At 62.9% G+C, this 12970-nt stretch carries 13 protein-coding genes; all 13 read left to right on the top strand.

What is annotated here, in order from left to right; all coding sequences use genetic code 11:
* The first annotated feature begins 4 nt into the window (after positions 1–4).
* On the top strand, positions 5–481 hold the full coding sequence (locus tag ABDB81_RS00940) for a type IV pilin protein (protein ID WP_160473290.1): 477 nt from the start codon (positions 5–7) through the stop codon (positions 479–481).
* Between the two features lie 444 nt (positions 482–925).
* Positions 926–1528: a type IV pilus modification protein PilV gene (pilV, locus tag ABDB81_RS00935; RefSeq protein ID WP_137925136.1), complete on the top strand. Its 603-nt coding sequence runs from the start codon at positions 926–928 to the stop codon at positions 1526–1528.
* Positions 1529–2467, top strand: a complete 939-nt coding sequence (locus tag ABDB81_RS00930) for a PilW family protein (protein WP_137925135.1) — start codon at positions 1529–1531, stop codon at positions 2465–2467.
* Complete coding sequence (locus ABDB81_RS00925; RefSeq protein ID WP_137925134.1) at positions 2458–3108, top strand: PilX N-terminal domain-containing pilus assembly protein; 651 nt, start codon at positions 2458–2460, stop codon at positions 3106–3108. Before ABDB81_RS00930 ends, ABDB81_RS00925 begins: the two co-directional genes overlap by 10 nt.
* A 51-nt stretch (positions 3109–3159) precedes the next feature.
* Positions 3160–7023 carry a PilC/PilY family type IV pilus protein gene (locus ABDB81_RS00920; protein ID WP_137925133.1) on the top strand — a complete coding sequence of 1288 codons (3864 nt, stop codon included), beginning with the start codon at positions 3160–3162 and terminating at the stop codon, positions 7021–7023.
* Between the two features lie 17 nt (positions 7024–7040).
* Positions 7041–7493 carry a type IV pilin protein gene (locus ABDB81_RS00915; RefSeq protein ID WP_137925132.1) on the top strand — a complete coding sequence of 151 codons (453 nt, stop codon included), beginning with the start codon at positions 7041–7043 and terminating at the stop codon, positions 7491–7493.
* Between the two features lie 5 nt (positions 7494–7498).
* Positions 7499–8041, top strand: a complete 543-nt coding sequence (locus ABDB81_RS00910) for a GspH/FimT family pseudopilin (protein ID WP_137925179.1) — start codon at positions 7499–7501, stop codon at positions 8039–8041.
* 132 nt (positions 8042–8173) lie between these two features.
* Positions 8174–8581 (top strand): type II secretion system protein, encoded by a 408-nt coding sequence (locus tag ABDB81_RS00905; RefSeq protein ID WP_346809399.1) that lies wholly within the window; start codon positions 8174–8176, stop codon positions 8579–8581.
* A complete protein-coding gene (locus ABDB81_RS00900; protein WP_346809397.1) occupies positions 8578–9510 on the top strand; it encodes a PilW family protein in 933 nt (310 codons plus the stop codon). Before ABDB81_RS00905 ends, ABDB81_RS00900 begins: the two co-directional genes overlap by 4 nt.
* Positions 9504–10070, top strand: coding sequence for a pilus assembly protein PilX (locus ABDB81_RS00895; protein WP_346809395.1), 567 nt, complete (start codon positions 9504–9506; stop codon positions 10068–10070). The genes ABDB81_RS00900 and ABDB81_RS00895 overlap by 7 nt, the downstream gene beginning before the upstream one ends.
* Entirely contained in the window at positions 10067–11905 is a 1839-nt protein-coding gene (locus ABDB81_RS00890; RefSeq protein ID WP_346809393.1) for a pilus assembly protein PilY, read from the top strand. Before ABDB81_RS00895 ends, ABDB81_RS00890 begins: the two co-directional genes overlap by 4 nt.
* Positions 11902–12378, top strand: coding sequence for a prepilin-type N-terminal cleavage/methylation domain-containing protein (locus tag ABDB81_RS00885; RefSeq protein ID WP_346809391.1), 477 nt, complete (start codon positions 11902–11904; stop codon positions 12376–12378). The genes ABDB81_RS00890 and ABDB81_RS00885 overlap by 4 nt, the downstream gene beginning before the upstream one ends.
* Position 12379: 1 nt before the next feature.
* Entirely contained in the window at positions 12380–12961 is a 582-nt protein-coding gene (locus ABDB81_RS00880; RefSeq protein WP_346809389.1) for a GspH/FimT family pseudopilin, read from the top strand.
* The last annotated feature ends 9 nt before the right edge of the window (positions 12962–12970 follow it).

Genomic DNA, 12970 nt, shown 5'->3' with positions numbered 1-12970 from the left:
CACCATGATGAAAACGGTAATCACGCACAGCCGACACACCTCGCGGGCCAGTGGCTTCACGCTGATCGAATTGATGATCACCGTGATGATCATCGGCGTCCTGGCGGCGATCGCCATTCCGCAATACCAGCAGTTCGTGACCAAGACACGCCGCGCGGAGGCCAAGAGTGGCCTGGCGCGCGTGCAGGGTGCGCTGGAGCGCTACTTTACGATCAATAACGGGTACACGACCAATCCCCGGCAGTTGAAACTCACGCCATGCAGCGACACGACAACGCCATCCGGTGATACCTGCGAATCCAGCAACTACATCATCACCATCGCCGCACCGGCCGGTGGCTCCATCAAGACCGGCTTTGTACTAACCGCCACGCCAGCGGGCGATCGCTCGGACCCGACGTGCGGCGTCCTGTCCGTCAACAATCTCAACGAGAAGAAAGCGAGCGGCACCGACAGCGACACGCCTGGCACCTGCTGGTAACCCTCTGCGACAGAGGAACGTTGCCTGAATCAATTGTGGCAATCTCAGTCTCCGCCGAGTCCCTCGACGAAGCGAACACTCGCATAGAGTGACTACTCTGGCACTGGGAAAAAAGGCGAAAATCCTGGTAACCCCCGGAAACATGCCTTTTGGGCCGGTCACTGCAGCGTCAGGTATGTGTCTGAATTCCGCGACGCTCTTAAGGAAATTGCGATTCTCACCCCACCAAAGGGGTAGCCATTTCTTCAAAAAAGCCGTCTAATCTGCACCAACCTCCTTCGGGTAGGAGGCTGGCGTACAAGCGCGCGTTTTTCACGCAGCCAGGCAGCATAAGGGCGACAACAGCCCGGCGGTAACCGGTCCCGAAGAGGCTCGGACGCCAACAGAATTCCAGCGCGCTGCGCACAGAACAAAAAGAACTGTCGTTATTGGACGGGAGTCAAAATGGGTCAATTCCGCTGCCGTAAGGCAGCCGGCTTCACCATGCTTGAAGCATTGGTAGCCATCGTCGTGCTCGCCTTCGGCGTGCTCGGCGTGGCCAACCTGCTCATCAAGTCCTTCCGCTTCGCCCAGCAATCGTCTTATGACGTAGTCGCCCTGCAACTGGCCAACGATATGGCGGACCGGATGCGGGCGCATCAATTGCTGGTGGATGGCGGCGCCTTCAATCTCGATACCAAGCTCGGCACGCCACAGGTCTCCGACGCAGACAACCTCTACAAGACGGCATGTCTTGGGGCGTCCACCGTGTGCCAGCCCGTATCCGCCGCTTTCGACATGGCCGAATGGTCCCGCCGTGTGACCACCACCTTGCCGGGCGGCCGGGCCATCATCTGCCGTGACATCGGCACGTGGTCCGCGACGACCGGCTATGAGTGGAACTGCTCGCCTGCTGCGAATCCGACCAATGCGCCGCTGGTCATCAAGATCGGCTGGATATCTCGCTTCAATGACAGCGGCGATGCCGGCACGCCTGACGGCACCAAAGCCGATGGCTCGGCCACGGTTCAGATCGTCGTGGTGGTCACGCCGGGGGTATCCAGTTAAATGGCCCGCCCTGCACAACCCCTCTCCCGCCTCGGCCGCGCCCGAGGCTTCACGCTGATCGAACTGATGGTCACGCTGGTGATCAGCCTGCTGGTGCTGATGGCGGCCACGGCGTTCTACATCATGAGCCGCAGCAGCTATGTCGCCATCGACGATAGCGCCGCACTGGAGGAACGCGGCGCCTTTGCGCTATCCGTCATGACCCGTCTCATGCGCCAGACGGGTTACGTGCCCGTCAGCGATAACAAATCCGGCGGAATGATGCCCGTGTATGACGACAACCTGCGCGGCATCGACGCATGCTCGAATCCCAACGACAGCGAGACGATGGCATGCGGCCCTGGCGGGTCGTTGAATGCCAGCGATGCTGTCATGATCCGGTACTACGGGCTCAGCAAGTCGAAGGATGATCCCAGCCCTGACGAGTCCGTGGTGGACTGCTCGGGCCAGGGCGTGGCGGGCGCCAGCAACTCCGATACCGCCAGCGCCGATCGGGGACTCTCCATCCTCTATATCGGCAACGGCGCCGATGGCAAGCCGGCCCTCATGTGCAAGTACCGCGAGCGTGACGGCTCCGGCACCGAGAGCAAGACCACCTTCGTGACCCAGGAGCTGGTTTCGGGCGTGGAGACCATGCAACTGCTCTACGGCGTAAGCACCAACGATGACGATGTGCCGGACAAATACGCCACGGCCAGCGCCATGGCATTGACAGACTGGGTCAACGTCAAGACGGTGAAGATTGCACTCGTCGTGCGTGCCGACAACGCCAGCGCCGATGCGCAAGCGCCCGCCGCCATCTCGCTGTTCGGCCCGCTCTACACCGGCGACAACGCAAGCTACACGCCGACGACCGACACGAAATCCGTGAGAAAGCTGTATTCCGCCACGGTTCAGGTCCGCAACTACCAGACATGCGGAGAATCGACATGCATGTGAACGCCCAACCTGCATTGCGCGCTCGTCTGGCCGATCGTCCCGGCGCACGCGGCATCGCGCTGATCACCGCCGTGATCATGCTGCTCGTCATCACGCTGCTGGCACTGGCGGGCGCACGCATTGCGATCGATACCAAACGCTCTTCCCGCAACCAACGGGATTTCGAGATTGCGTACCAGGCTGCCGAGGCAGCGCTGTACGACGCCGAGATCGACATCAAGAGCGCAGCCGCGCCGCAATCGCGCTCCAGCCTCTTTGCCAAGGACTCGTTGACAGGATTCGAGGGCGGCGCATGCAATACCGGAACGAAGATGCCCTCGGCCTACCTGGGCCTGTGCGATACGTTCAGCGCCGCCGGGGCTCCGATATGGGACACCATCGACTGGACCGCGACCTCGGATAACCGGACCGTGGAGTACGGCACCTTTACCGGCCGGACCTTTCCCACTGGCTCGGGGCTCTCGCCATCCCGAAAGCCGCGATACCTGATCGAGCTGGTTTCCTACAAGGCATCGGGCGAAGCAGTCAACGCGTCCTACATGTATCGGGTCACCGCCATGGGATTCGGGCCAAACGACAGCACGCGCGCCGTGCTGCAAATGGTCTATCGAAAAGAAGACGCCGCTGACGCAGCGCACTGAAACGACTTCCCTCTTGCCATCGACTGCCACCCATCGACCGGGACCGCATTCATGAAGAACTTACCTCGCCTTTTCGCAGCATGCGCCATGCTCTGGTGCGCACTGCTGTCCGCTGCGCCGACGACCGTGCCGACCGTTGCAATTTCCAGCACGCCGCTTTACGGCCAGTCGCAGAACATCCATCCAAATCTGATGCTGACGCTGTCGGTGGAATTTCCGACCACAGGCGCTGCGTATCGGGGCACCTACGACAAGTCCCAGAACTACCTTGGGTATTTCAACAACACCAAGTGTTACGCCTACGACGCGACGAACGGCTACTTCACCATCTCGGGTGGCGCCGATGCCAACCACGAATGTTCGTCTGCATTCAGTGGGAACTTCATGAACTGGGCTGCCGCCTCGGCAATCGATGAGTTGCGACTTGCCATGACGGGCGGCGACCGAGTGATCGACACGCGCACGCAAACGGTGCTGCAACGCGCAATGCTGCGGGCGGACTTCTTCCGCAGCGGCAGCTACTTCCCCTCCAAGAGCATCAACGGGAACGGTACGACGAGCGCGCCTAACAAGGTCACGCCATTCAAGTACAGTACGTTGTACATGGCATCGTGCGGAAACCATATCTATTTCTCCGACAGCAACGACACCAGCGCCGGCTGCACCAATCTTAAGAGTTATGCCGACGTGACCAATAGCCGGGGTACAGTTACCGAACGGCGTGGCTTCCGCGTGCAGGTACAGGTCTGCGACAGCAACGAGGCCACGACGCGTACCGATCTTTGCTACAGCTATGACGGAACCAACTACAAGCCCGTCGGCGAAATGCAGCGCAATGCCGATCGCGTGCGATTCGCCGCCTTCGGCTACCTCAACGATCCCACAAACAACTCCGGTCTGACACAGAACGAGCGATACGGTGGCGTGCTGCGCGCGCCGATGAAGTACGTTGGTGACAACGCGGTCAATACCTCGCTCAACTCGATCACCAACCCGGCCAAGGAATGGGATGCCTACGGCGTGCTGCTGGCAAATCCGCTGAACGATGCCACGGGCAACAGCGGCGTCATCAACTACCTGAACAAGTTCGGCCGCACGATGGTCACGGACCTGGGCAAGCCCACTGACAATCCAGTTGGCAACTACAAGACGTACGATCCGCTCGGCGAGCTCTATTACGAGAGCATTCGCTACCTGCAGAACCACCCCGATGGCCCTACGCCCGAGGCGGTCAGTGGCGTCACCACCGCCTACGCCGACAACTTCCCGTACTACAAGACCTGGACCGATCCATTGCTGAACAGCTGCCAGCGCAACTACGTGCTGACCATCGGCGACATCAACACCCACCAGGACCACTACATTCCCGGCAACTCCGTCACCGGCCAGGGCGATCCCTCGCGTGCCACGGACAGCTGGAGCAAGTTCAATGTGGTGGAGTGGACCAATAAGGTCGGCGCACTGGAAACCAACCGGCCAGCAGCGGGCAACAGCAATCCGCTCGACTCGTCGTTCACGAACCTCGGCACGAAGAATCACCCGACATCGAGCTGGTCCAGCTACTACATGGCTGGCGTGGCCTATTGGGCGCACACCTCGGCATTCCGGCCCACCATGCCTGAAGCTCGCGTGACGACCTTCGGCATCGACGTCAATGAGAACGGCAACGGCACCGTTGGCGATTCACAGCGGCAGAGCCAGATCTACCTGGCTGCCAAGTACGGCGGCTTCAAGGAAGAAACGACGGATGGCGGCAACAAGGATGGCAACCCGTTCAAGACCCTCGGTGCAGGCGGTACCGTCGTCACAAACAACACGGAATGGGAAGCGGCACCAACGGGCTCCAACCTGCCGTCGAACTGGTTCCTCGCCAGCCAGCCGGCGCAGATGATCAGCGCTATCAAGCAGGTGTTCACACAGATCACGAGTTCCGCCGGTACGCTGTCGGGCATCGCACTGAGTGCCAACCGGATCATGACCGACGCTTTTGTCTATACGCCCGGCTTCGACCAGCAATGGAACGGCAAGCTCACCGCGTACAAGATGACGAAGGGCACCGACGGCCTTGTGACCGTCTCCTCCACACCGGCCTGGGAAGCGGGCGATCTGTTGTCCAAACGTAGCTTTGCGAGCCGCTCGATCTACACACTGAGCACAGCGGCCGGCGCGGGTGCGGCATTTCAGTGGGCCAATCTCGGCAAGACGCAGCAGGATGCCCTAAACCTCAATCCCGGCACCAACGTTGCCGACGGTCGCGGACAGCAGCGAGTGGACTATCTGCGCGGTGACCGGAGCCTCGAAGCCGACAGCCTTGGCAATGGCGGCGTGTTTCGTGGCCGCAAGACGGTGTTCGGCGACATCATTAACTCTGGACCGACGTATGTCGGTGCGCCCTCTGCGTCGCGCACCGGAGAAAACTACGGGACCTTCCGCGCGAGGTACATTGCTCGCCAGCCCATGGTCTATGTCGGCGCGAACGATGGCATGTTGCACGGCTTCAAGGCGTCGGACGGTTCGGAAGTCTTTGCCTACGTCCCGAGCGCTGTCATCGGCAGCCTGAACCAGCTCACCACCACTGGCTACAAGCATCGCGCCTATGTGGATGCGACGCCGGTGGTTGAAGAAGCGCAAGTGAACGATGCCTGGAAATCAGTACTGGTCGGTGGCTTCGGCGGCGGTGCGCAGGGCGTGTACGCCCTGGACGTAACCGATCCCGTTGGCACGCCGTTCAGCGGCAGTAACGTGATGTGGGAGTTCACGGACAAGGACGATGCCGATATGGGCAACGTCATGGGCACCCCGGTCATTACCAAGCTGCTCAGCGGCTACGATAGCAACAAGGCACCCGTCTACAAGTGGTACGCCATCGTCGGCAATGGACTGAACTCGAACCAGGCGGATGGTTACGCAAACACCGATGCCCCGAGCGTGCTGTTCATCCTGTCGCTCGACAAGACGCCCAGCGCTGCATGGTCTCTGAACGGTAACTACTGGAAGATCGTCACGCCCTCTCCTTCGACGACCGCCACGGCCAACGGCCTGAGCACGCCAGCGCTGGTATCGCAGGTCAGCGGCATAGGCCTGGCACTCTACGCCGGGGACCTGCAAGGCAACCTGTGGAAGTTCGATGTCTCGGGACTGCCGTCGACGTGGAATGGTGGCAGCGATGGCGCATTGCCTGAATACGGCGGCACTTCGCGCAAGCCGCTGTTCGTCGCCACATCGGCCCGCACCGGCACGCGCCAGCCGATCACGATGCAACCGGAGATCGTCTATGCGCCGGGCGGCTACATGGTGCTGTTCGGTACGGGCAAGTACTACGAACTGGCCGACACGAGCACGCCCACCACCGAGTTCAATTCGTTCTACGGCATATACGATGGTGGTGGCACGAACTACGTGAGCGATCGCAGCAAGCTCAACCAGTTGACGCTGACCTCCTACGACGGCGGCAAGTCCATCCAGTATTCGGGAACGGCTGCAGCTCCCGGCTACGTCGCGCCCCGGAAGCCCGGCTGGGTCATGGACTTCCTCGACTCCAGCGAGCGACAGGTAACGTCCGCTGCTGTTTCAGGCGGCATGGTGTACTTCAACTCGATCTATACGGCGACTGGAACGTGCGGCACCTCGGGTGGCAGCCGGAGCTACGGTCTCAATACGCTGACGGGTCTGCCATACCAGGGCATTTCGGGCTACCTCTCGACCAATGGCCTGCTGGGTGCGCCGGCCATCATCGTGACAAATGTCACGGTGGGCGACCGCGATTCGATCGGTGGCGTCAAGCAGCAGACCAAGACGACCGTGTATGGATTCGGCGCTGGCGGCACGCTGACATCCACCGCCTCCCCCATCAGCAGCGAGCGCCCAGGTCGCGTGAGCTGGCGCGAGGTCCGCAACTTCAAGATTCCGAACTGACCATGAGGGCCGTCGCCATGAATCGTCTCGACCGATGCCACCAACAAGGGTTCACGCTCGCCGAACTGATGGTCACAGTGGCAATCATCGGCATCCTGGCCGCCTTCGCCTATCCGTCTTACAACGAGTTCATCCTGAAGGGTCGGCGTACGGAGGCAAAGTCCGCGCTCATGACGAACATGCAGCTGTTCGAGCGGCACTACTCGCAGTTCAATACGTACGCGACCTCAAACACGGATCCCTCCCCCTGGGAGGGATACAAGAAGTACTCCGGCGATACATCGGGCGGCAGCGCGTACCGTATTCAGGCAGTCACTTGCGCCGGCTCCGTGGCCGGGCAATGCATTGAGCTACAAGCCATTCCGAATCGCGCCGACGCCACGTGCGGCACGCTGGTCCTGCAAACCACGGGCAAGCGGGACAATATGCCCAATGGCAGCACGCCTTCGCAAACCCCGAACTGCTGGTGAACATCATGCCAAGGTCACTATCACCCAGCACGGGCGGTTTCACGCTGCTGGAACTCATCACCACCATGGCGGTGGGCATTGTGCTGGTCGGGTTCGCCGTCCCCAGCATGACCCAGTTCATGCGGAGCCAACGCGCCGTCACCGTAGCGGGTGATTTCCACTCGGCGGTATCAAAGGCGCGAACGATTGCCGCGGCTTCGAACAGCTATGTGACCATCGCGCCGATTGAAGGCGATTGGCGCAAGGGTTGGCAGGTCTTCAACGAGCATGTGTCGCCCGACGGGGAATATACGGGAAGCGACAGCCTCATCGCCGAGAGCAACGAATTGCCTTCGGACGTCACAATCACAACGTCCACCACCCCTGCTGGCCTGTCGTACATCACCTTCTCACCCGCCGGCTACTCCCAGACGACAGGCAAAGCACAGATGTCGATGAAGGCAGGCTTCCAGATCGGCACCTCGAAACGTGTGGTCGACATCAGCCTGCTGGGCCGATCCCGCATCTGCAATCCCGATACCGCGCCAGCGACCTGCGCGATGCCCTAAGGTTCAGCGAAACGTCCGAGCTTTCCGACTCCCCCTCGGACACAAAATTCCACAGATCCACAACAACCGGACACGTTTTAGCGTCCTCTCCGCCGCTATCGTTGGCATCCGTTTCTTCCGAACGAATGCCCGATGTTTCCGACCCTTTCTTCCCACGCTCCGTCCTCATCCTGCCTGACGCATCGTAGGCATCGCGGCGGCTATACCCTTTTCGAATCGCTACTCTGCATCGCCATCGTTGGCCTTGCGGCCGTGCCGCTGGCCGGACTGTCGACTGGGTGGTTGCGTTGGAGTGGCGAGCACGAGCGGCTGGTGGCGACGCTTCGCCTGGCTGCGGAGCAAGCCGAGGTGGGAGACGACGCCTGGCCGATCGTCGGTGGCGATGCGTCGCGCGTGGCGCTGTGCGAGACCGCATCGCCTGACGGTGGATGCCTGCCCGGTTCTCGCCTTGCTGTGGCCATCTTGCCTGCCGAGGCAACGTCCCGGGTGGCACAGGACACTGTCATGCCGACGCGCATTGCGCTGTGGGCTTCGCCATGAAGAGGCGATTGCACAGCCACGGCTTCACGCTCGTCGACATGATGGTTGGCTTGGCATTGGGCATGCTGGTGACCGTAGCGGTACTGCTGTCCTTCTGGGCTGCGCGCGACGCCTATGCGAGCGTGGCGGACAGCATGGAGATCGAGGAACGCGGCCAGCGCGCGCTAGCCATCATCGGGCATGCGGTGCGGCAGGCCGGATGGATACCCGGGCAGGTCGCGTTTTCCCCGTTGCATCCCGCGCCCGTCCCGCCGATCGAAGGGCGCGATAACTGCGCGATGCCATCGATCGATGCCAGCCTCAACTGTGCACGCGCCGGCGTGCTACGCAGCGATGCGCTGCTCGTTCGCGTTTCAGGCAGTGGACGTGCAACGGACCCGACCTTGCCCGATGGGACGATGAGCGACTGCGGTGGGTATGCGTTGCCGGCGCGTGCCTTGCCGCCGGATGGCGCCCCGTTGCCCCACCACGCCGCGACTAACCTGTTCTACATCGGCATCGCCAGCGATGGCGTGCCGCAGTTGCTATGCCGATATCCGAGCCGCCAGGGCACCCGCGTGCGGGCTACGCGCTACACGTCAGGCACATTGGTGCGCGGTGTGGAAACACTGCAATTGCGCTATGGCATCGACGCGAATGGTGACGGTGCGGTGGAGCGCTTCCTGTCGGCACAAGGTGTGGATGCCCTCGGTGCCGATACGTGGCATCGCGTGCGAGCCGTGCAGATTGCCGTGGTGATTCGCGGAGAGCGCCCGACCGTCTTGTACGCGTGGAGACAGCGGCTCTCGCTGCTGCCTGTAGCGGCGGGGGAAGATGTCGTCGATGACGACACATTCACTCCCAAAGCGAAACCTGCACTGCGACGCCGCACGTTCGTCAGCACGCTCCGACTGCGCAATCCATCGCACTGCATGGAGGGCCTATGCTGACGCGTCGCAATCGCCGCAGGCATCGTGGCGCCGCGCTGATGACATTCGTCGCCACGCTGATGTTGCTGATCGCTGGCATCGGCGCGGCGTCAGTGCATTTTCTGCTGACAGGGCGGCAATTGGCGAGCCACCAACTGGATCGAGAGATTGCGTTCCGCGCCGCCGAAGCCGCGCTGCGCGATGCCGAAGCCGACCTGATCGCCGCGACGGCGTCTTCCAGCGACCGACTATCTGCCTGGCCCGCGCCCGGTAGCTGTGGCAGCGGCCCTCAGGCGGGTATCTGCCGCGCAGACGACGATGGCCGGGCATGGCAATCCTGGCTCGATGGCGCCGCATCGGATAGTGCGGGAATTCCTTTGGGTTCGATCACCGGCGCCACACTGCCGGAACTCCCGGCCGATGTCATCGGCGCCACCACCCTGCCCCGCTATCTCATAGAACTCAGCGACGATCCTGACAGTCCTGCCGCAGGCATGTGGCCGCGCATGGCCATCGTTGCCCTGGGTATCGGGCGCGATCCGAGCATCCGCGTCGTGCTCCAGACGGAGTTCCAGCCATGAGCAGCAGTTTGACGATGATCGCTTGGCTCATGGGTGCGCTGCTCTGCGGCTTGCAACCTTCTGCCCTTGCCACCCCCGGGCAATTGCCGCTCGGCTACAGGATCTCGGCGGGTGGACATCCATGGACAGGACGGCTGGAAGCGCTGGCGTTCCGTACAACGTCGCTGTCTTCGCAGGCGGTCCTCTCCCAATGGGAGGCCGGCGATGTATTGGATCGGCAGGATATCGACGAACGTCGGCTTTACCTTGGCGGAGGCAGACTCGATCCCCTGCGCTGGTTCGCTCTCGATGTCGACACCCAGGTCATGCTCGATGCCGTGGAACCCGGCGGCACGGGCCAATCGCGCATGTCGTGGCTGCGCGGCAGCGGTGCCGACGCGGCGCATCGCCCGCGCGATACCCGGCTGGCCAGCGCCACAGGCGCGCGCGTTCATGTCGTGCCGCCGCCCCGATGGCTGCCGATGCAGCCGGGCCACACGCCCTTTCGCAATCGGTACGCGCAGCGCCGCACCACGGTCTGGCTTGGCACGCGCGACGGCCTGCTACATGGGTTCGATGCAGTCACCGGACAGGAACTGGCTGCGTACCTGCCACGCACATTACTCCGCGACGCGGCATCGGTCGCTACGCCTGGCCACCCGCTTCCCCCTGCGCCGTGCCCCCGGCCGGAGAGCATCGACGCCGATCCCGCTGGAACATGGCGAACGTTACTGCTCTGCGCCATTCCCGCCAACAGGACGAACTCGTCTCTCCAGGCCGGCGCGGTATTCGTGCTTGATGTATCGGACCCCGATGCCGCCACGCCCATTGGCTTGCTCTGGGAGATTGGCGCCAATGCGCAGTTGCCGTTATCAGGCAGCGGGCCAGTGCGCGCTGCCATGTGGATGGAATATGGTGTGCGTCGATGGGCCGCTGTGACAATCCTCGCACCCGAGCCTGGATCGAACACGCCCGCCGCGTTGGCACTGCTGCCGCTCGACCGGCCGGTCAGCGCCTGGCACGAAACAGGAAAGGTGCGACGCTTGTCCCTGCCCGCATCGGGCTGCGGTGTCTCGGTACCGGCGGCCCGGCTATTGGCTGCCACGGTCCGGCGCGATGCCAGCGGCGTTGCGCGTGCCGTCTATGCCAGCGATGACCGGGGGCGGCTCTGGCGATTTGGACTCGACCACCTGTCGCGTGACACCGATGTCCCCGCGCCGATCTGCATGCATCGCCATGCATACAGTTCGACGGATACCGCAGAACCTCCGGTCGTCATCCAGACAGGTACGGGACCGATGGTCGTCTACAGCAGCGGTAGCGAACTCTCGGCGATCCCAGACCAATCCGGCGCTCGTCGCGAGCCTTCCCGTATCAAAGCGGTGGCAACGGGAGATGGCGTCGTGCTGCAGCCCGCAAACCCCAGGGGCTTGCCGGGAGACGCCGGCTGGACGATGCGAATGCCGCGTACCGACGAACGGATCGACACCCTCCACGCCGTCAGTCCCGTGCATCTCGCTTTCACGACCGTCACGCCCGATGGACAGCAGCGCAGCTATCTGGTGGATGCGGCACGCGGGGTGTCGGTGACCGTGAAGGACGAGAACGGCGCGCCAGTGCCAGCGGCGACTGGCCTGCCATGGGATGGGCAGACTGCCATGCCGATCATTACCTCGACTCCCACCTCGACCAGCGCACTGGAGCAGCCGCGGGCGCCCGCAACCTCCACGCGCGAGACCTTCGACCTTGCGTGGTGGCGCATCGAAGGCGATACCGCGCTTCCGATGCAAGAGGCCCGATGGCATCGCCAACGCGGACGGCTAGGCTGGCGCGAACTGATCAGGACACCGCAATGAACGCCATGAACGCCATGAACGAGCCCCATCGAACTCGGCGGTGCGCCGGCTTCAGCCTGATCGAGCTCTTGGTGGTGGCGGTCATCGCGGCGCTACTCACCGTATTGGCCTTGCCCGCCTGGCAGCGACACGCAGAGCGGGCCTGGCGGCTCCAGGCGCGCGCCTCGTTGATCTCGGCGATGCTGACGCTGGAGCGTCATGCGCTCATTACCACGTCGTTCGCAAAGGGAGCGGATGGCGCCAACCCGGCGGGCGACTGGCCATCGCCGGTGCCCGCGCCGCCTGCGCGCACCCGGCACTGGTTGACCGCAACGAGTTGTGCCGGCGCCGACCTGTCTCATTGCGTCGAGATCCGCGCGACACCAACCTATCCCGACGCATCCTGCGGCATCGTGATTTTGCGCAGCAACGGCGAGTGGCTTTCAATGCTCACCACCGACGATATTCCCATTCCACTGCCGGAGGCGTGCTGATATGCCGAAGACACCGGGCAGGGACGTACGGGGCGTGACGCTCGTCGAAATGCTGATCACACTGGCGGTCTCTGCGATCCTCATGCTGGCGGCCCTGCCATCGCTAAGCGATTTGGTGGCGGAGTATCACGTCGCGCGGGCGGCGGACCGGCTGGCGGCCTCGCTGGCGCTGGCGCGTACCACGGCGGCAGCACGCCGCACCGAGGTGATGTTGAGTCCTGCGGCCAACGCCAGGACACTAGACCGTGGCTGGCAACTGTCCACCGTGGCTACCCGCCCAACCGAGGCGCATCGCTCGCAGCCCCCCTTCTCCATGGTCCGGCTGGGCGAGCGGTGCCTGACCGTCGCGTTGCATGGCACGGCGGGAGCCGGAGGCGCACAAAGCCTGCGCTTGACAGCTGTGGGATACTCACGATCTGAGCGTGGTGGCTTCTTCGCTGCTACGTTCCACTTGCGTTGCCATGCCGCACAGCGTCAGGTCAGGCTTGGCGCGCAAGGGCGTATCCGGACTTGCCGACCCGGTGTCGATATCGATTGCGACCCACTGGAATCTACGAATCCGGCCCCGTCCGCTGCACGCTGACTGCCCCGA

The organism is Cupriavidus sp. DL-D2 (assembly GCF_039710735.1).
In the GTDB taxonomy this organism is placed as follows: Bacteria; Pseudomonadota; Gammaproteobacteria; order Burkholderiales; family Burkholderiaceae; genus Cupriavidus.
Note: the sequence above shows the minus strand (reverse complement) of the source record. Positions and strands in the feature narration are given on the sequence as shown.